Origin of the sequence: Brumimicrobium aurantiacum, from assembly GCF_003402975.1 — a bacterium.
Taxonomy (GTDB): domain Bacteria; phylum Bacteroidota; class Bacteroidia; order Flavobacteriales_D; family Crocinitomicaceae; genus Brumimicrobium; species Brumimicrobium aurantiacum.
The window spans coordinates 544,524-565,356 of record NZ_QURB01000002.1 but is presented as its reverse complement, the minus strand read 5'-3'; the positions used below and the strand labels follow the sequence as shown (position 1 = coordinate 565,356).

At 32.6% G+C, this 20,833-nt stretch carries 17 protein-coding genes; 2 read left to right on the top strand and 15 right to left on the bottom strand.

All coding sequences use genetic code 11. From position 1 onward, the window contains the following. Positions 1-5 precede the first annotated feature (5 nt). The 4 genes from DXU93_RS05690 to DXU93_RS05675 all read right to left on the bottom strand — a co-directional run bounded on the left by DXU93_RS05690 (position 6) and on the right by DXU93_RS05675 (position 3,886). Positions 6-1,307 (bottom strand): paraquat-inducible protein A, encoded by a 1,302-nt coding sequence (locus DXU93_RS05690; protein WP_116880292.1) that lies wholly within the window; start codon positions 1,305-1,307, stop codon positions 6-8. Positions 1,308-1,491: 184 nt separating this feature from the next. Next, positions 1,492-2,283: an outer membrane beta-barrel protein gene (locus DXU93_RS05685; RefSeq protein WP_116880291.1), complete on the bottom strand. Its 792-nt coding sequence runs from the start codon at positions 2,281-2,283 to the stop codon at positions 1,492-1,494. Between the two features lie 62 nt (positions 2,284-2,345). After that, entirely contained in the window at positions 2,346-3,407 is a 1,062-nt protein-coding gene (locus DXU93_RS05680) for a hypothetical protein (RefSeq protein WP_116880290.1), read from the bottom strand. Beyond that, positions 3,407-3,886 (bottom strand): RNA polymerase sigma factor, encoded by a 480-nt coding sequence (locus DXU93_RS05675; protein ID WP_116880289.1) that lies wholly within the window; start codon positions 3,884-3,886, stop codon positions 3,407-3,409. The genes DXU93_RS05680 and DXU93_RS05675 overlap by 1 nt, the downstream gene beginning before the upstream one ends. Before the next feature lie 183 nt (positions 3,887-4,069). On the opposite strand from DXU93_RS05675, the gene DXU93_RS05670 reads away from it, so the two are divergent. Continuing rightward, on the top strand, positions 4,070-4,504 hold the full coding sequence (locus DXU93_RS05670; RefSeq protein ID WP_116880288.1) for a lipocalin family protein: 435 nt from the start codon (positions 4,070-4,072) through the stop codon (positions 4,502-4,504). 83 nt (positions 4,505-4,587) lie between these two features. Here DXU93_RS05670 and DXU93_RS05665 read toward each other — a convergent pair whose 3' ends face one another. Further along, positions 4,588-6,249: a SulP family inorganic anion transporter gene (locus DXU93_RS05665; protein WP_116880287.1), complete on the bottom strand. Its 1,662-nt coding sequence runs from the start codon at positions 6,247-6,249 to the stop codon at positions 4,588-4,590. A 198-nt stretch (positions 6,250-6,447) separates the two neighbouring features. On the opposite strand from DXU93_RS05665, the gene murQ reads away from it, so the two are divergent. Next, positions 6,448-7,257 (top strand): N-acetylmuramic acid 6-phosphate etherase, encoded by an 810-nt coding sequence (gene murQ, locus DXU93_RS05660; protein WP_394336294.1) that lies wholly within the window; start codon positions 6,448-6,450, stop codon positions 7,255-7,257. Positions 7,258-7,353: 96 nt separating this feature from the next. Here the strand turns inward: murQ and DXU93_RS05655 are convergent, their stop codons facing one another. The 10 genes from DXU93_RS05655 to DXU93_RS05610 form a co-directional block, all read right to left on the bottom strand. Next, positions 7,354-10,458: an efflux RND transporter permease subunit gene (locus DXU93_RS05655; protein ID WP_116880285.1), complete on the bottom strand. Its 3,105-nt coding sequence runs from the start codon at positions 10,456-10,458 to the stop codon at positions 7,354-7,356. Beyond that, positions 10,458-11,582 carry an efflux RND transporter periplasmic adaptor subunit gene (locus DXU93_RS05650; protein WP_116880284.1) on the bottom strand — a complete coding sequence of 375 codons (1,125 nt, stop codon included), beginning with the start codon at positions 11,580-11,582 and terminating at the stop codon, positions 10,458-10,460. The genes DXU93_RS05655 and DXU93_RS05650 overlap by 1 nt, the downstream gene beginning before the upstream one ends. A gap of 51 nt (positions 11,583-11,633) precedes the next feature. Beyond that, a complete protein-coding gene (locus DXU93_RS05645) occupies positions 11,634-12,926 on the bottom strand; it encodes a TolC family protein (RefSeq protein ID WP_116880283.1) in 1,293 nt (430 codons plus the stop codon). 70 nt (positions 12,927-12,996) lie between these two features. Then, the gene (locus DXU93_RS05640) at positions 12,997-14,364 is read right to left on the bottom strand and encodes a sensor histidine kinase (protein WP_116880282.1); all 1,368 of its coding nucleotides are present in this window, start codon (positions 14,362-14,364) and stop codon (positions 12,997-12,999) included. Continuing rightward, complete coding sequence (locus DXU93_RS05635; RefSeq protein ID WP_116880281.1) at positions 14,354-15,043, bottom strand: response regulator transcription factor; 690 nt, start codon at positions 15,041-15,043, stop codon at positions 14,354-14,356. Before DXU93_RS05635 ends, DXU93_RS05640 begins: the two co-directional genes overlap by 11 nt. A gap of 143 nt (positions 15,044-15,186) precedes the next feature. After that, positions 15,187-16,236: a hypothetical protein gene (locus tag DXU93_RS05630; RefSeq protein WP_116880280.1), complete on the bottom strand. Its 1,050-nt coding sequence runs from the start codon at positions 16,234-16,236 to the stop codon at positions 15,187-15,189. Beyond that, entirely contained in the window at positions 16,233-16,892 is a 660-nt protein-coding gene (locus DXU93_RS05625; protein ID WP_116880279.1) for a DUF4159 domain-containing protein, read from the bottom strand. The genes DXU93_RS05630 and DXU93_RS05625 overlap by 4 nt, the downstream gene beginning before the upstream one ends. A gap of 11 nt (positions 16,893-16,903) precedes the next feature. Then, positions 16,904-17,632 carry a 16S rRNA (uracil(1498)-N(3))-methyltransferase gene (locus tag DXU93_RS05620; protein ID WP_116880278.1) on the bottom strand — a complete coding sequence of 243 codons (729 nt, stop codon included), beginning with the start codon at positions 17,630-17,632 and terminating at the stop codon, positions 16,904-16,906. Continuing rightward, entirely contained in the window at positions 17,632-18,624 is a 993-nt protein-coding gene (holA, locus tag DXU93_RS05615) for a DNA polymerase III subunit delta (protein WP_165851341.1), read from the bottom strand. The genes DXU93_RS05620 and holA overlap by 1 nt, the downstream gene beginning before the upstream one ends. A 458-nt stretch (positions 18,625-19,082) precedes the next feature. After that, positions 19,083-20,471: a leucyl aminopeptidase family protein gene (locus DXU93_RS05610; protein WP_116880276.1), complete on the bottom strand. Its 1,389-nt coding sequence runs from the start codon at positions 20,469-20,471 to the stop codon at positions 19,083-19,085. Positions 20,472-20,833: the final 362 nt, after the last annotated feature.

The following is a 20,833-nucleotide window of genomic DNA, read 5'->3' as shown; positions in this document are numbered from 1 at the left end:
TATTTTTAAGAATTTTGTATTCTCTTTTTCTGTCTTTTGATAATTCCTTTCAAAATCGCTGCGAGTATTAATCCAAATAGAACATAGGCAATAAACAATATGTATCCGGGTTGTAAAGATGTATTGTTCGTTGCAATACTGGTCATTGTTTCTGTATCGACATTCAAATACTCCATTTGATCCTCTAAAATTCCATTGAATCCAACATAAGCCATAAAGATGGCCACCACCATTACATCAGCCATTGACCATTTTCCTGATTTAAAAGCCAACCAAAAAATCACTTTATTATTCTGCCATTTCTCCTTTCCAAATAAATAAACTTGCGTTGAAATTAATTTAGATATAGGTAGGATAACACTAAAAGCCAATACCAATGCACCTACGAAGATAGAATCGATTTTACCTGTTTGTAGTAAAATGGTGACCATTTGTAAAATACTTTTACTCTGATAGAAAATAACTTGATCCTTAAACTGAACATTTTCACCTAATAAAACAAAATCTACCTGGTCAATACGCGCATCTATTTCTATCATAGCGCTGGTTAACCCTGTCAATAATACAACAATTGCGAGTAGAATTGACATGAAAAACAAGGGTTTTTGGAGATCATTGTATTTGAAAACAAAAAGCCAAAGCAATAAGAAAATTACGATAATTCCTATGATGTAAAATGCTTCTCGATAATTTTGGTCTTCTAATTGACTCGCTTTTTTTAATAAAACTGAGTTTATATTTTCGTCTAAGGACATTTCATATTTCTCATATACTTTAAGTACCTCTAATGAGTCTTGCCTGCTGTAAGTTTCTTCTGCAAACTCGTTCATTTTACTCACCGCAATGGTTTTCATCCTGTCCTTATTTTCTTCCTTCATGACTTCGTCAATGATACTTCGACTAAAATGGGGAGCACCTGCTTTAACCTCATTTGGATCTACAAAGGTTTGAACTGCCCATTTACGAATGGTTCCTTTAAATCCTTGGTCATTTGCTTTAATTGTACTGTCGGCTTGATCCACTAAACTCCTGATGAGTTCTGTAAGCTGGAGATGCAGTAAACTGTCTTGTTTCTCTGTTAATTCAAATTCTTCAATTTGGTGCTTCGCTATTTTTGTCATCGCTTCTTTCCAAGCTGTTACAGACAAAATTCCTTTATCGATGTAGTTGAGTGTGCTGTAATCATCCTTGATCTCAGATCTCTTAATTGAGTCTTGATAAACACCATTCGCAAAGAATATTGCCAATGCAAGTAGTGGGATAGTTACAAGAAATAGTAATAGTTTACGCGTTTTTGGTTGCGACATTTTGAATGTTTATTTATCTAAATATAACATTTAAAAACCTTTTTAGGTTCTTTCGGTTATAAAATTTGACAGAAACTTAATTGTCAAAGGCGGCTGTTAAATACAAATCTCCACGCCTATTGGGTGGAGATTGCTTTATTTTTTACTTGTAATTCCTGAGTTATCACTCGATATACAGAGTGTTTTAAAAGGTTAAACTAATTCCAGCGTTGAAAGGAATGTAGTCTGGTCCTTTACCTGATTCAAATAATCCATTCATTCCATAATTTGCGAATATGCTAACATCTCCAACTCCAATACGAACACTTGCATCTAACAAGAATGGGTTCAAATGATAATGTCCTTTTTCAATATCCTTACGTTTTTGATCTTGAATGACATATTTTTGTTTAATTCTTGAACCAATTCTATAATTCACAATCGCACCAACTGAAACATGAAAACTTTTGTTAGGATCTTTACCTGGCATAAATGAGAGGAATAGTGGAGCTGTTAAATAAGAAGTGTTTAAGTAATTCTTATCAAAGGTTTTTACACTGTCGGTAACGCTATAAATTGAAGTGTCATTATAAGATAATGTTGAATTTGTTGATTTAAATGCATACCTGTTAAAGCGAAGTCCTAATCCTGTGTAAAATCTAAATTTCTCGGAACCAATTCTTCTGTTGAATTCAAAAAGGTTTAAATTGATCATTAAGCTTTTGGCATAATCTAATTCAAGATAAAGGTTATTTGGATCATCATTTATTCCGAAATCATTCGAGGTAAAAAATCCATTAACCCCAAATTCTATTCCTTCCCATTGACTCACATCCCATTTTTTGTCTTCATCCAACATAGGTTCTTCATCGTCGGAAGTGAAAATGACCACTTTTCCTTTGTATTTAACTTTGGTAGTATCACGTTCCTTTTCTTCTTGTGCAAATGAAAATGTGGTGATCAATAATGCTGCTAAAATTGTAAATGCTATTTTCATAATAATTTTGTTTTGTTTGTCTGTAAGACGATTAACCTTTTGTTTTGTTACAGGTGAAAAAATTATTTCTTCTTTTTTCGTTCAATTTTAAATCCACCCAATTGGAAAATTACTGTTTTTGATTGTTCTTTTTCTTGGATAAGAATGATTGGCTTTTTTCTTGTATTGACTTCTGTTAGTGTATTTGCAATGAGTTCTTTCATGTTAGGTTTACGGTCTTCGTCTAAAACATTTTTCCTTTGTAAGTAATCTGCTGTTAAATCGAAAATGGTTTTATTTTCCACATTTTTAGTTTCAGTATTCTCCTCAAAATTTTTATATGAATTCTTTTTTGATGATGCAACAGAAGCAATTAATGTCGGGATTTTGGAAGTAGAAAGCTTGTTATTTCTTGTTGATTCACTGTGGAGTGGAAGCTGATCTATTTTAGATGCCGAATTTATTTGTTTTGGTTCTGAAACCTCTTTTTTATTCTGAATAGCTGTAGATTTTCTAACGCTGCTTTTTGGTATTCCTTCATTCTTAACAGCAACCAATGTATTAAGAACAGGAGGCTGATTTAAAATCTGATCTTCAATGGATAGCACATTAATTCCTTTACTTTGCTCTAAGGTATATCGTTTTTCGATATCTTGATCGAAAAGGTTAAACCAAAGAAAAAGTGCTATACATGCAGCAATCGCGGTGAAAATCCATCTTCTATTTTGTATTGAAATGACTTGAGTTTTACCTAAAAGTAGTTTTTCCTTGTTTGGAAATAAAACTTCTTCATTCGGTAATTTCGTAAGTTGAAATGATTTAAACTCTTTTTGTAACTGAGGATGTTGATTTAAAAAGTTCAACACACCTTGCTTTTCATTATCAGTTAAATCGTTCTCAAAATAAGCGACAAAAAAGTATTTGTAATTTTTAATATTTATAGATTCAAATTTGATGGCTTCCTTATCGAAATCAATTGCTTCTTCTTCAAACTTAATATCGGAATAAAGCCCTAAATCAGCCTCTTCTTTCAGTTCAGGATGCAGGTCTAAAAAATCATTCAGCATAGCTTCTTCTTGCTTGGAAAGATTTCCTTCCCAAAGGTCAAGTAAATAAGCTTCGTAATTTTCTAAATTTATTTCCATTATATAACTGCTTCTAATTTTCCGATGTATTTCTGTAATTGTTTTCTTGCACGATAGATGTAAACTTTGACTTGAGAGGCGTTTAATTTTAAAATTTCACCAATCTCATCATAACTATATCCTTCATAATCTCGTAGTAAAATTGCCGATCTTTGAACAGAGGGTAAGGTGGATAACGCTTGTTCTAAAACCTCTTTTAAATCGCTCGTTTCAGGATGAAAACTCGGTGGATTATGATATTCATCAATCGAAATAACCCTATCCTTTTTTTGATTGTCTAAAAAGCGATTGTAAACTGTTCTGAATAAATAGGACTTTATTTTTTCCGCTTGAATATCCTCTTTTTTAATCCAAACTTTTTCAAAGGCATCTTGCACCAAATCTTCTGCTAATGACTCACTTTTACTGAGTTTAATAGCGAAGCGATACAGTTTGTCACTGTATTCAAATACTGCGTTATGGTAGTTTTTTTTATTCAATTATGAATTTTTCAAATTCGAATTATACATGTAGGACGAACAAGTGTTTTAAAAGTTACACCTTAGTTTAAAATTGATGATTTAAAAATATAACCACTTTAGAAAATCAAACAATCCTATTAAGGTATTTTTGTAAAAGTAGCTGAAAATTAATAGATTTGTTTGTCTTGTAAATCCAAAGCAATGAAAAATATCAAGTGTTTTATTTATAGTTTATCAATTTGTTTTTTCCTTTTAGCTACTGTTTCTTGTAAAAAGAACACTTCCTTTAACCATTATGAACAGTTAACAAATGGCCTTTGGGATGTTACAGAAGTTAAGGATGATAACGGAAACTCAATAACCGAAGAATGTGAAAAAGATGACATTATTCGATTCGAAGAAGAATCTTTTACTTTCATTGAAGGAGAGAATATTTGTCATGAAGAAATGATTTTTAAATCTGGAAAATGGGAATTTAAAGATGACGGGGAAGGTCTAAAAATCACAAAAACAATGAAGTCTAGTAACGGAAGCGGAACCACAATACTTGTTTTAAGGTATAAAATTATTTCCTTAAGCGATTCAGAATTAGTCTTGAAAAGCGAAGATGAAGACAAGACCTATTATTATGAATAGAGGGTAATTGGTAATTTTATAATTGAAAATTGATAATTATGCTCATGTCTCAGACTGGCGAAGTCAACGGAGTGCTCTTATAATTAAAACTTATACTCCGACAAAGGCTTTGTAAATTCTTCTGGATTGGCCACCAAATGATATCTTGGATCATCAATGTCTTCGATGATGACTTCCTTGAATTTTGGACTTGCCTTATGCATGAGAATTTTACAATCTTCGCTTAAGTGTTTTAATCGAATTGTTTTTCCAGCGGTTTCATATTTTTCAACAATGTTGTAAATCGCTTCAAGTGCAGAATGGTCACTTACGCGTGATTCCACAAAATCAATCTCTACACGTTCTGGATCGTTCTTTGGGTCAAATTTTTCATTGAAGGCCTGGATAGAACCAAAGAATAGTGGACCCCAAATTTCGTAAACCTTTGTTCCGTCTTCTTTAAAACGTTTTCTTGCACGAATTCTTACTGCATTTTGCCAAGCAAATGACAAAGCAGAGATAATAACACCAACGAAAACGGCAATGGCTAAATCAAAGATCACTGTTACGGCAGAAACGATAATTAAAACAACAGCATCAGATTTTGGTATTTTTTTAATAATTCTAAAACTCGACCATGCAAAGGTTTGAATTACCATCATAAACATTACTCCTACAAGCGCTGCAATTGGAACTTGTTCGATTAATTTATCTGTGAATAAAATGAAAGTCAATAAAGTTACAGCCATCATAATTCCAGATAAACGTCCACGACCACCAGCATTGATGTTGATTACCGTTTGGCCAATCATTCCACAACCACCAGTTCCTCCAAAAAGTCCTGACATGATATTTCCAGCACCTTGAGCGATACATTCTTTATCTCCATTTCCTCTAGTTTCTGTCATTTCATCTACCAAGTTCATGGTCATTAAAGACTCAATTAAACCAACTGAAGCGGCTAAAAATGCATAAGGTAAAATGAATTTTAAAGTGTCTAGATTAAAAGGAAGATTTTGCCAAAGTTCAACGTTTGGTGTTGGTAGTTCACCCTTTAAACCTGTTCCACCACCTTCAATGATGTAAGAACCAACAGTTGAAACATTGATGTCAAATCCAACAACGATTAATGTAGTTACCAAGATAGCAGTTAAAGCTGCAGGAATTTTCTTCGTGATTTTTGGCAATAACCAAATGATTCCCATTGTGAGGAGAACCAATGCAATCATAATGTATAGTTCCGTTCCGTGCATGAAAGTACTTACATATTGTTTTACACCATCAGCTGACATCACCATTTCTTTGTGAGAAAACATTTTAACTTGTGCCCAGAAAATAACGATTGCTAAACCGTTTACAAACCCCATCATTACAGGGTGAGGAATTAAGCGAACAAATCGACCAAGTTTAAAAACACCAGCGAAAACTTGTATAATTCCCATAAGGATTACACAGGCCATGAGATAGAAGAATCCCATGTTTTCTATGGGTTGGTCCATGAGCATTCCTTTGGTGTGACCTTCTGCAATCATGGATACGAAAATAACCGCAACTGCACCAGCAGCACCTGAAATCAATCCTGGTCTACCTCCAAAAATAGCAGCGATTAATCCAACAATAAAGGCACCAGAAAGTGCCATTAATGGATCGATTTGAGCTACAAACGCAAAGGCTACCACCTCAGGAATCATTGCTAAAGAAACAGTGATTCCACTCAATATATCATTCTTTGGGTTGATGGTGAATCTTCTAATAAAACTATTCATTGCTGTGTATTTTTGTGGGTGCAAAAATAGACTTTATTTAGCGAATGCCAAGATTAAAGAATTTATGTTTCGTTTAATTCTGTTTCTTCAAGTACAATTGTAATTTTATTTATATTCGTGATCTCAATCATCATAGTGGATTTTGAGTAGTAAATAAAGCTCAGCTGTGTTGGTTAAACATTTAAAAAAATAATCCTTTTGAATAAAATAACAGAGCAATCAAGTCATTACGATAATTTAGAAAAGTTGAGCGTAGCAGAACAATTAACAGCCATGAATAAGGAGGACCAAGGTGTTCCTTTAGCGGTTGAAAAAATAATTCCTGAAATCACAGCTTTTGTAGAAGAAGCATTGGTACGTATGAAAAAAGGAGGGAGGCTGTTTTATCTCGGTGCTGGAACTTCAGGTAGGCTTGGAATTTTAGATGCTTCAGAATGTCCACCAACTTTTGGTGTTGAACAAGGATTAGTTGTTGGATTAATTGCTGGAGGTGATACTGCGATAAGAATAGCGGTTGAAAATGCAGAAGACAATAGAGATTTAGGATGGGAAGAGCTGGAAAAACACGATGTGAATTCCAATGATATTATTGTTGGAATTGCCGCTTCAGGAACAACGCCTTACGTTCTTGGAGCAGTTGAAAAAGCAAATGTTGCAGGAAATTTAACGGCCGGAATAACTTGTAATCCTGATAGTCCATTAAGTAAGATTGCACAACATACGATGGCTGCAATTGTAGGACCAGAGTTTGTAACGGGAAGTACTCGATTGAAGTCTGGAACCGCACAGAAACTTATATTAAATATGATTTCAACCAGTTTAATGATCGGACTAGGAAAAGTAGAAGGAAACAAAATGGTGGATATGCAATTGAGTAATGCTAAATTGGTTATTCGTGGCGCTAAGATGGTTGCTGAACAATGTGGAATTGATTTTGAGGAGGCAAAAGCACTTTTGTTAAAATATGGATCTGTACGAAAGGCGGTATTGGGGTACGGAAATACGTAAACTGTGTAGAATTTGATTAAAGGATTGAATATTTTTTCTTTTCCTAGAAAAATAAATACGGGATTTCATATAAAGAAATCCCGTATCTGTTTTAGTTTAATTTGCTAATTCTTTATTATTATCATTATTTCTGTAAACCCAATAGAAAATTTGAGGTAAAACAGTTAGGGAAAGAACCATACAAATCAGTAATCCACCAACAATCATTATGGCTAAAGGTTTTTGTATTTCTGATCCCATACTTGTTGAAAGTGCCGCAGGAAGTAATCCCATAGAACCCATTAAAGCAATCATAACAATTGGTCGAATTCTACTATATACTCCTTTAGAAATGGCATCTTTTAAATTCATAAAGCGTAGGTTTTCTTTCATTATTGCAATTAGAATTATACTGTTAATTGTATTTACGCCAAAGAGAATTATGAAACCGATTCCAGCCGATATTCCAAATGTTGTTCCAGTTATCCATAGAGAAGCAAATCCACCAATAAAAGCAAATGGAATTGTACTTGCTGCGATAATTGTATCTTTTGTGCTACCAAAATTGAAATACAATAAGAACAGAATTAAAACTAAAACTGCAGGAACAATCATTGCTAATTGTTTCGTAGCGCGTTCTTTACTTTCGAACTCACCAGACCAAATAATTTTGTTCTTTTTTGGAAGGTCAATATTTGCTGCAACAACTTCTTTAGCTTCTTCAATGGTAGAACCTAAATCTCTTCCTTCAATACTGAAACCAATTGCAATAAATCGACCACCACCTTCACGGTAAATGAATGCTGGACCGGTTAAATATTCAATCGTTGCTATTTCTTTTAGAGGAATTTTTTTTCCACTTGAAGAAGGAATAAGGATATCTCCAATCTTATTGGCATCGTCTCTAAATTCTTTCTGGAATCGTAACCGAACATCGAAAACACGTTCGTCTTCATAGAATTTCGTAGCTTCTGTTCCACCAATTGCCATTTCAATTACTGCTTGTGCATGTTGAATGTCAACTCCGTATCTTGCAATTTTATGATCATGAAGCTGAATACGAAGTTCTGGAAGTCCAATGTTTCGATAGACATTGATATCCGTTATTCCCTCGATATTTGTAATGTTTTGGGCTACTTCATCTGCGTATTCTTCAAGTTTGAAAAGATCATCTCCAAATATTTTGATAACCAAAGAGCTCTTTACACCAGCAACATATTCTTCTACGTTATCTTGAATGGGTTGACTAAAGCCGAATACAACGCCAGGGAATACGCTGAGTTTACTTCTCATTTCATTCAATAATTCTTCTTTAGAAATATCACGATTCCATTCTTCTTCTGGATACAATTGAATGTGGAATTCGTTGTTGAAAAATCCTGTTGGATCAGATCCGTCATTGGGTCTTCCCGTTTGTGTAAGTACGAATTCAACTTCTTCAAAGCTTCTGATTTTACCTTTCATTTCCTTGGAAAGTTTAACCGATTCTTCCAAGTTAATATTGTTGGGTAAAGTAGCCCGGACGTATAAAGCTCCTTCATTTAAACTTGGAATAAATTCGGTTCCATAATTCATAAATCCTATAGAACATAAAATTAGAAGTCCCACAAATGAGGAAATTGTAATTTTTTTATTTCTTGTACTCCATAGAAACATCTTGTTCATGTATTTTTGAAATCCCCGAGAAATGAAATTTTCTTTTTCTTTTACATTCTTTTTGAGCAGTGCTTTTAACATGACTGGCACGAAAGTGATGCTTAATAACAAAGAACCAATAAGTGCATATCCTAATGTAAAGGCGAGTGGAGAGAACATTTTTCCTTCCACTTTTTGGAATGAGAATATAGGAAGAAGTGCCACAATTAAAATAATTTGTGCGAATACAATATAAGAACCCACACTTCCTGCACTTTTTTTGATTATCCCAGATTTACTGACTTTATTGAATCGTTTCATTCCTAATTTTTCAGCTTGTGTGGCCATACCGACAAAAACTGTTTCTACAATTACTAACGTTCCTTCTAAAAGCAAACCAAAATCAATTGCACCCATAGAAATTAAATTGGCGGGTAAGCCTTGAATTCTCAACATGATTATTGCAAAAAGAAACGAAAGTGGGATAACTGAAGCAACGATTACAGTGGTTTTCCAGTTAAATAAGAAGATAAAGACAATAAATGAAACCAAAAGAATTCCCTCAATAATATTTTTACTAACTGTGGTTACTGTTGTATTTACTAAGTCTGTTCTATCGATAAACGGAATGATTTTTACATCATCTGGTAAAATAGATTTATTGAGCTCATCAATTTTCGCTTTTAAACTATTGATTACATCCCCTGGGTTTTCACCGCGTAACATTACAACAATTCCTTGAACAACATCATCCTGATCTTGGAAACTAACTTGTCCTAATCTAGGTTTTGAAGAAATAATAACTTCTGCAACATGTTTTACAAGAATTGGAGCATTGTCTCGAACTTCAATGATTATATTTTCAATATCCTCAATTTTTTCAAGTAAGCCTATTCCACGAACGACATAAGCTTGAGAACCTCTTTCAATTACATCTCCACCAACATTTATATTTGTTTTTCCAACTGCTTCATGAACATCTAAAGGAGATAAGCCATAGCTTTCTAGTTGATGTGGATTAATTTTTATTTCATAAATCTTTTCTTCACCACCAAAACTAACCACATTTGCAATTCCAGGAACAGAGACTATTTCTCTTTCAATAAGCCAATCTTGAATTGCAGTTTGTTCTTTGATAGGGCGATCACTTTCAATTATGTATCTGAAAATTTCACCTGTTGCTCCGAAAGGAGGTTCAATTCCTGCTTCAGCGCCTTCGGGAAGTTCTATTCCTTGTAGCCGGTTTGAAGTGTATTGCTGGGCGAAAAAATCTTCCACATCATCTTCAAATAAAACAGTCACAACAGATAATCCAAATAAGGAAATCGAACGCACTTCCGCCTTTTTTGGAATTGTATTCATTTCCTTCATTAAAGGAAGTGTTACAAATTTCTCCACTTCTTCAGCACTTCTGCCCGGCCATTGCGTAATTATTCTTGTTCTGGTATTGGTCACATCTGGAAAAGCCTCAATCGGAGTATTCACCAAACTTATGATTCCCGCAACGATTAAAATTCCTGTTAGGAAAAATACAATGAATGAATTCTTTAACGAAAAACCAATAATATTTTGTATCAACTTATTCATTAATCTTGTTTTTGAAAGTTCTTAATTTGTGCGAATAAGAGCAGATTATTCTTCACTATAATTTTATCCTCAGGATTTAAATTATCCTCGATATAGCACTTATCATTATTTTGGCTGATGAAATTGACAGGTGTTTTTATGATATTACAATCATCCTTGTAAATCATTACAAAGTTTTCATTGTCGTCAAAAATTAAAGCATCTGTAGGGATAGATATTGCTTTTTGATCCGTTTTTTGCTTGGCAATTACATCAACAAACATTCCTGGTTTCAACAGTTTGTCTTTATTGTCAATGGAAACGCGTGCTTTTAAAATTCGAGAGTCATTATCAATAACATGTGGAATTGCATCAATTCTGCCAATAAAATTAATGTTTGGGTAGGAGAGTGATCGAATATGTACTTCCATCCCTTGATTTATGTTTTGAATGTTAGAAGGATAAACACTGATTTGAACCCAAACTTCACTGATATCGGAAATTGTAAATAAAGATTCATTATATGCCGAAACATGTGTTCCTGATGTAATATTCTTTTCTGTAATATACCCGCTTCCTGGGGCTTTAATTAAAAATACTCCATTTTCTGTACTGGCGTTATATAATGCCAAATTTGAACTTAATTCTTCTAATTCAGAAGTTAAAGAAATAACAGCACTTTCGGATTGATTAAGTTGTTTTAACGAAGCTATTCCATCCTTAAACATTGATTGAACAGATTTAAATTCTTGTTTTGCAACTGTCAATTGTGATGTCAAAATCTTTTGTTGAGATTTCCATTCAGAAAGTTCAGTACTTTTTACTTTAGCTAAAACTTGACCTTTATGAACAAAGTCTCCAAGTGAAAAATTTGTACTTACAATAATTCCGTTTACCAAATTACTAAAGTGAATTACCTTATCTGGAACCGTTTCTACAACTCCTGTCATTGGAATCTCGTTGATTATCATTTCGTGAACTGGATTGACAGTTTTAATTTTTAAATTTTCATCCAAACAGAAGGATTTATTTTTATTTACATCTCCCGTGTTTTTTTTCTCTTCACGCTCAGAACAGGAAAGAAGCAAGGACATAATAATTGTACCGCTTAATAGTAAACGCGTATTTTTATTCCAATTGGTCATATTATTTTTATTTATGTGAAATTTCTTAATGTTTAAACTTTTTCGTATCGACTATTTTATAATGTCTTTTCCAACGGCATAATTCAATTCTTCAGCTCTGTTTTTTAATTTCAATGTAGCTTCTAGAATAATATTTTTGTTTTCAAGGTATGCTTCGAAAAAATCTAAATATTGTAGAATATCAATGTTTCTATTTTGGAAATTAGAGGTGTAAGATTTTAAGGTCTGATCTAATTCTATCTCATAACCTTCGTCAATCTGTTGAATCATTTTTAATGATTTTCTATAATTGAACAGAGCCGAATTCACTTCTTTTTCAATTACTGAAGAAACTAATTCATGATTGAATTTAGCCTCTTCAATATTTAATTCCGCAATTCGAATATTTCCTTTGTTACGATTAAAAACAGGAACATCTAACGCCACTCCAAAACCAATGAAATCAGTGTAAATACTTCCTCCACGATCGTAACTTCCAATTAATGTAAGATTTGGTACTTTTTCTGCTCGCTCAACGGCCAAGTGTTTTTGGGTATAATCTTCTTGGAGTTTAGAGATTTGATATTCAGGTCTGTTTTGGTGGGCCGAATCGATTAATGCCTCAATGTCTAGATTTAAAATTGGATTTCTCTGTTCTTTGTCAAACTCTAGTTTTAATTCAAAATGAGAGGATGGAGGCAAATTCATCAAGTTTTTTAGATTGAGTTTCACCTTGTTTAAATTACTTTCGATTTCATTGAGGTTATTTACTAATTCTAGGGAAACAGCCTTTAATCTGATGTATTCACCTTTATTTAAAAAACCTGATTCAACTTGATTTTTATAAGAATCAAGTAGTTGATTAATTGAGGCTAATTGATTTTCATAAATTTCAGTCTGATTTTGATAAAAAATGAGTTCATTCAATAAAGTTCTAAACTCTATTTTTAATCCACGAAGTACTTCTTCAAAGTAGTGTATTGATTGATTTAGACCAACTTTTTCTAGGGCAACTAATTTTTTTCGTTTTCCAGCCGTCAATATTAATTGCTCAATTGAAATTCCTACTTGTTGGTTATTATAATTTCCAAAAATAGGAGGAATTGGCTCCGACGTTGGATTTTTAGGTCTCCACAAATTAATTTGATCAAGTGTAAAAGTTGGATTGGGCCATACTTTAGCTTGAATTACTTTTGCTTCGGCTTTAGAAATTGAAAGGTTTTCTGCCAAAATAACAAGATTATTTTTTAGGAATACCGTTTCAGCTTCTGCTTTATTGAAAATGAGTGTGTCTTGCGAAAGACCGTTTTTAGCATAAAAAACTACGCTAAAAAGAAGAGATACTTTAATTAGTTTTCGAATCATTTAATTACCTTTTTTGAACAAGGCAAACATCATGAGAACGAACTTAAAATAAACTTAAAATGAATTAAATTTAGCTTAAAGGGAATTTGATTTCGAAAACGTTTAGGCCTTCTTTTCTGGAATAATAAATTGAAGCGTTGTGTAACTCAATTATCCTTTTTGTTAAAATCAACCCTAAACCTTGACCAGATTTATTTAGGCTATTCTGACCTCTAAAAAAGTGTTTGAATAAGAACTTTTCTTCTTCATTGGTAATTGAATCACCACTGTTGGTAAATTGTATGGTTAGTTGATTTTCGGAAGTAATTTCAATAAAAATATCAGCATTTTTTTTACTTGAGTAGGAGATGGCATTCGAAAGCAAATTAGAAAACGCTTGTTTCAAAAGTATTGGATTCATTTCTACCATTAAATATTTTTCTTCAAAATTCATTGGAGAATAATTTACGTCAAAAATAAAATCTGGATAAATGATGTTTAATTCATTGATACAATCATAAAGTAATTCGTCAACTCTTCGTTTCTTATTTTTAATATTTTGTCCAGAATCAATTTTGGAAATCTCTAAAAGTACATTAATTATGTTACCCAAAGACTGAGCTTTTATCTTTTGTAGATTGATTTTTTGCTGAATTTCAATCTCATTTGTCTGATCTTGAATTTTTTCTAACTCCGTAACCAGGATTGTAATAGGCGTTTTTAATTGATGTGAAATATGATTGATTGTGTGCTTTTGAAATTTGAAAACATCATTTGTATGAATTAATAATTCATTAAATCGAGTCGATAAAGTATTTAATTCAATGGTTGAAGTGTTGAGTAGAATGGGTAGATTATTTTCTTTATCTAATTCATAATTATTGATTTTTGAAGCCAATTCAGTTATGGGATTAGCAATCATTCTAGAGATGTAAATCGAAACAACCACTATTGCTATGGTTATCAAAAGAAAAGTAAGAATTAGAATATTCCTCAAAAACTCCAATTTTGTATATCCGGAGGCATCAAACGCTTTACTTATTGCGTAATATACTTCACCATTTCTTTCTATATAAACCCCAATTAAATCATATTCACCTTCTTTGGTTTCTATCCATGAGTTTTCGGAAGAAAGATTATTAATCAATGGTTTAACTTTATAGATATCTAAGTCGTCTAAACTGGTAAAAATCTCCTCTTTGTTTTCATTAAAAATAAGCAGTTTTTCGTCGTAGAAGTCATTAATATCTTGTTCGTCCAGCAAGTAGGAAATCTTAGCAGATTGATCTTTGAACTGTTCGATTAATTTAACTGTAGCTATTATTTTTGTATTTTGTTGTTGTTGAAACTCTTCTTCTCTATATCCTGAAAACAAGATATAAATCAAAACAAAAGTTACTGCTACTATAGGAATAACACTAATTGAAATATACGTAAGAATTTTGTGTTTAATCTTCATTAATCTCTAAATAATAGCCGTATCCAACTTTTGTTTTAATGGTTTTTTTGTCAAATGGTTTATCTAACTTATTTCTAAGGAAATTTATATAAACTTCAACAGTATTTGTATTTATATCATAATGCGTGTTCCATATCTTTTCAAGCATCTCTTTCTTTGATACAACTTCTCCTTTTTTCTCTATAAGTAATAAAATAATTTGGTATTCTCTCTGAGTTAAAATGACTTCTTTATTGTTGCGCATAACAGTCATTGATTTTTTATGTAAAACAATATCATCTGCAATTAAAGTCTCATTTTTAATAGGTTGATTTGAATTTCCACCTCTTTTGATCAAAGAATTAATTCTTAATGTTAACTCCTTCATAAAAAAGGGTTTAGTTAGATAGTCATCAGCGCCTTTAGCATAACCTTCAATTTTATCTTCAAGTTCTCCAAAAGCAGTTAGCATTATGACTGGTGTTGTTTTATTGAATTCTCTGAATAATTTGCAGACCTCCAAACCATTAATAAATGGTAGATTTATGTCTAGAACTATACAGTCAAAATTGTGTTTTTTAAGAATTTTCAATCCAATTTGACCATCATAAGCAGTTTCCACAGAATAATTTTCTTCCATTAAAGCTTCTTTTATGTTGTTGTTGAGATCTGGGTCGTCTTCTATAATTAAAATGTTCATTCTTATAAATTAGATAACTGTTATTACAAAGCTCTTTTAAAATTGAGCCTAGTTAAGATTAAGTTATTTATAGGTATCAAATATTTCCATTGTTTAAATATATAGCATCGACGAAAATTCAAGGCTTACTTCTAAATTTTAATTTATTCTTTTTTCGTTTTCATAAAGAACACAACAAAAACTAGCGCTAGAGCCAAAATGATCATGATCAAAATGGAATTATTAATCCATGGTAAATAGTCCTTTTGTGTTTCTTTCTTAGGTGGAGGAGTCATTTTTGGAACAATAGAAGAATCCATTTTTTCTTTCTCAATATAGTCCGTATTCATGCGGTATCTGTTGCTAATGATCTTTCCAAAATTGTTTTTAAAACTGATTGAAATATAGTTTTGTTCGGTGATTTCATCAGCAACATCATTGTACTTTTCAATTATACCTTGGTCTGTTCCATAATAATGCAATGCGGCTGAATAATAAAAAAATGCATTGGTCAAATAAAAGTAATCCATTTGATAATCTCCCATTTCTTCGAAGGCTTTAGCTAAAATATAATTCTTATCATCATTGAGAATTGTCGCATGACGAAGCGCTGAATCTATTGCAAAAGCTACATCAACATGAATATTGTTTTTCGGAGATTTCTTGTTCATCCTAGAATTTAAAGTATCTTGTTCTAAAATGGTAAAGATTTTAGTTGAATCTGGTATAAACGCTTGTTCCTTATATTTTTTAAAGGCACTATTTAATTCAAACATTGCGTCTTTAATGCTGTAAATTGTAGATTCATCATCCTGAACATTTTGTTGATTATATTCCATCAACATATCGTATCGTTGAAGATGTTGCAGGGTGGTTCTGTAGAGCATTTGCGCATGAGGATCTTGCACCGTATCCATTTCAATTCGTGCAAAAACACTTAGTGCCATTTCAAAATTTTCTAAATGTACATTTTCGTAGGCATAAAATAAACTGTCCTCTGCAGTCCATTTGGTTTTTGGCTTATTCACAATTTCTTCAATATGATCTACCATATATTGTGGTGGAGCAAGCTGGCGATGATATTTAACCACCTTAAACAGGTAAGTATTTTCTTGCTTTGGTGGATTCTGAAAATCTATTTTTTGACCAATGACTAAATTAAAATTTAGAAATATAGTTAATAAAACAATGATAATATTTAATGATTTTTTCATTCTAAACCGCCATTAATTAGTGAAAACTGTAAGATGTTAATTCCCATTTTTAAAGCTTTTTCATGATTTTCCTGGGTATCGTTATGTACTGATAAATCTTCCCATCCATCACCTAAATCTGATTCGTAAGTATAAAGCAAAGCCATTCTCCCTTCAATAAAAATTCCAAAAGCTTGAGGTCTTTTGTCGTCGTGTTCATGAATTTTTGGTAATCCATTGAACTTGAATTTTTGATTAAATAAAGCATGATCGTATGGAATTTCTACCAAATCTAAATTTGGGAAAAGCTTTTCTAACTCTGGACGAATGTATTGATCCATTCCATAATTGTCATCAATGTGAAGAAATCCACCTCCAATCAGATAATTTCTTAAATTTTCTAATTCTGAATTGGAAAAAACAACATTTCCATGTCCTGTCATGTGGATAAACGGATAAGAAGAGAGTAGTGGAGAACCAGCATCAACATAAGGAACCTCAGTTGAAATATTGGCGTCAAATTGTTGATTTGCATATTCCACCAAATTAGGAACCGCTGTTGGGTTGGCGTAATAATCACCTCCTCCGTTGTATTTTAAAACAGCCACTTGATAACTTCCTTGCGCAAATGCAATGGAGCAAAGTGTTGTGATAAGAAAGCTGAAAATATATTTCATAATTTTTAATTCTACTGTTCTTCAAAATATTGTTTGACTGCCATACAAGCATAAACACCAGCGGTTTCTGTTCTTAACCGAGTTTTGCCTAAAGTTACAGCTTGATATTGATTTTTTAGTGCTTTTTCTATTTCATTTAAGGTAAAGTCACCTTCTGGACCAATGAGGATAGGTGTATTTGCTTTTGTAAATTGACTGCTATTGGTCGAAAGTGATTTTGCAATTGTGGTGTTTCTATCTTCTTCTTCGTAGCAATGTGCGATTAATCCTGATGGATGTTGTGAGATGAAATCCTCAACTTTTGTTAGTGCATTGAGCTTCGGAAGAAATAATCTTTTCGATTGCTTAATGGCAGAAACCAAAATCTTCTGAAAACGTTCTGGTTTTATTCGTTTACGTTCTGCGTTCTTACATAAAATTGGCGTTATTTCATGAATACCAAGTTCGGTAGCTTTTTCCAAAAACCATTCATAGCGGTCATTGTTTTTTGTAGGTGCTATGGCAATATGAATATGGTGTTCATCTGGCGATTCCTGAATATAATCAAGTTTTTGAACGATCACTGATTTCGGAGCATCATCAATTATTTCACCTGTAAAAAGCACACCTTTTCCATTTACAATCTCCATTTGATCGCCACATTTCATGCGTAGAACTTTTGCGGCATGTTTTGATTCATCAGGAGGTAAAGTGACCTTGTCCTGATTTAAATCTGTGATATCAACAAAAAACCTTCTCATTAGTGCATCAATAAATATATTAATTCTCTCAACAAATCGGCATCTGTTCCCGGACCACGATCGATACCTTTACTTTTCAAATCATATTCTTGCAATGTCGCAATGTTCCTTGCAATTTTCTTTGGATTATAAATTTTCTTTGCTTGCAAAACCTCTTTGGCTGCTGGATAGCTCATTTTTAACGCTGACATTAGTCCATTAATATCTTGTGCATTAGAGAAATGTGCTTTCATCAATCGTTCGTGAAAACCAAAAAGTAGGGGTACTAATTGTGTAATATGAGCAGCTTTAGGATTTTGTTCAAAATAATTGATGATTTTATTGGCTTTTAAAATATCACGTGAAGCCATCGCATTTGTCAATTCAAAAGCGTTGTAGTCTTTCGAAATTCCGATGTTTTCTTCAATGTGAACTTCGCTAATTTGTGTGCCTTTTTCAAGTACAATCATCAATTTTTCCAGTTCTTTGGCGATTTTCCCTAAGTTCGTACCTAGAAATTCAACCAAGAGCATTGTGGCTTTTTGATTGATGGCATATCCTTTCTCTTTTAAATAATTGATGATCCAACCATCAACCTGATTTTCATAGAGCTTTTTACTTTCGAAAATTACACCATTCTTCTTGATCGATTTAAAAAACTTTTTTCTAGAATCAGCTTTTTTATGCTTGTGTGCTATAATTAATACCGTTGAAGGAACAGGATTGTCTAAGTATTTCTCCATCTCAGACCAACTTTTCACATCTTGCGCTTCTTTAAGGATAACCAATTGACGTTCTGCCATCATTGGATATTGTTTTACTTGCTCTTGAAGCTGACGCATATCTACATCTTTTCCATATAAAACGGTTAAATTAAAGTCTTTTTCGCTTTCATCTAATATGTATTTTTGAGCTGCATCAACAATCTCGTCAATGTAAAAAGATTCATCACCATGTAATAAATATAATGGCTCAGGGGTTTTATCCTTAAATTGTTTAATTATTTCTTTCACGCTTTTTTGAATCTAATTCGGTTTAATATAACACAAATTTTGTCAGTTATGACTGTCTAGCAAATTTAAGTAAATCTGATGCTATTGAAACATAAAAACGCAAAGAGTTTTAGCCTTCCAAATGTTAATACTGAAACAAGTCTCATATATATGTTTATTACTTCTTGTTCAGACGCCATAATGGAACGCGAATGACACGGATCTTCGAACGCAGATCATCGCGGATTTTATTTTAGAATATTTTAAATATAGATATCACCAATAACTGAGTATTTCAATACTATCAAAGTTACTTACTCCTTAAGTTATTTCATTTATCATAGATAGATACTATAATAAATCGGCCTTTATCCGTGTTGCTTTAGCATCTGCGTCATCCGCGTTACATGATAAGATAAATCGAATTCAATTCTACCTCGATAATACTATCTATAATGCATTAATCAGTTTCTGACTGTTTAATACTTCTCTAAAAAGTTATTTAATAATCGAACTCCAGTTCCAGTTCCACCTTTTCCTTTGTAATTATCTTCTGAACTCAAAAATGCAGGCCCTGCAATGTCTAAATGAATATAAGGAGCATCAACGAAATGTTCTAAGAATTTTCCGGCGGTAACCATACCAGCGAATTTCCCACCGAGGTTTTTCATGTCTGCGATATTCGATTTTAAATCTTCTGCATAATCATCCCAGAATGGAAACTGAACTAATCTTTCGTGAACTGTACTCCCTGATGAAATCAATTGTGATATCGTTTCTTGATTGGCATTTCCCATTACACAAGCACCTTTTTGTCCCACTGCAGCAACAGCAGCTCCAGTTAAAGTCGCAGCGTCGATAACTAATTCTGGATTCAATTCGTTGGAATAAGCCAATGCATCTGCTAAAATCATTCGTCCTTCAGCATCAGTATTTAAAACTTCAACGGTTGTTCCATCATACATTTTAATGACATCACCGGGAGCATAAGCATTTTTACCCGGACGATTATCTGTTGCTGGAATCAATGCAATGATGTGTAAATCCAATTGGTTCATTGCCGCAGCGTAAATTGTTCCTGCAATACAAGCCGCTCCACCCATATCACTTTTCATTATGTCCATGGAACCTGCAGTTGGTTTCAGACTTAATCCTCCTGTGTCATAAACCACGCCTTTTCCAACTAAAACAATTGGTTTTTTATTCTTTGGATTTTTAGGTTTATATTCGGCTATGGTAAATGTAGGTTCATCAACAGAACCTAAGTTTACTGCCAACAATCCACCCATTTTTAATTCTTCAATTTTCTTTTTATCGAAAACAGTTACCGATAAATTCTCAACATGGTCAAAAGACTGAATCTCTTTGGCCAATTGAGGTGCTGTTAAATAGGAGAGTGGCTCGTTTACCATATCCCTTGCCCAAAAAACGGCTTTCGTAGTGTTATTTAATCGACTAATTTCTTTTTCTTCAAAGTCATTCAACAAGTTGATTTCACTTAACTGATAACGTTTTTTATCGGCATCTTTGAAATATTTCAAAAACTGATAATTCGAAAGCGCCAATCCTTCCGCTAAAGCTAATGCTGGTTCTCCTTCTCCAGAAATGAATATTTCCTTAGCTGATTTAGCCAATTGTTTACGAATACCATGACCCGCAACGCGCATTTTTTCTAAATTATCTTGTGTTTTAACAAAGAAAATAAATTGATTACCAAGTTTTAAAAAATCTGTTTTATCTTCAGATTTCATGAATGTTTTTGCTTGTTCTTCTGCGATTGATGGAAGACCTTCAATTAATTCGAAATCTTTATTAAATACAAAAACAATGTGTTTGTCTTTGGTATATTCTTTTCCTTGTTTGATCATTATTTTGAAAATTATTTATGATTTCCAAAATTAAGAAAATTGCAAAGAATTATTCAATAAATATAGGTGAAGACAAATATTAAATAAAGAATTGCTTCTGATTCCACTTTACTTTTTGTTGTACTTGTAAATTGCAAAACTAGGAATGAAAAGTACAGCAATTCCTATAATACCTAAAATAAATCCAATTTATGCACCAGGCCATTGCATATACTTAAATAGTACACCTAATAGCGTTAAACTTGGAAATATTGATCCTGTTAAATAAGCAAATAATTTCATAATTGTAGTTTTAATTATTTTTCAAATTTATTGGTATAAGTATTTGAAGTCAATCACCATAAAAGGGGATTTTTTAATGT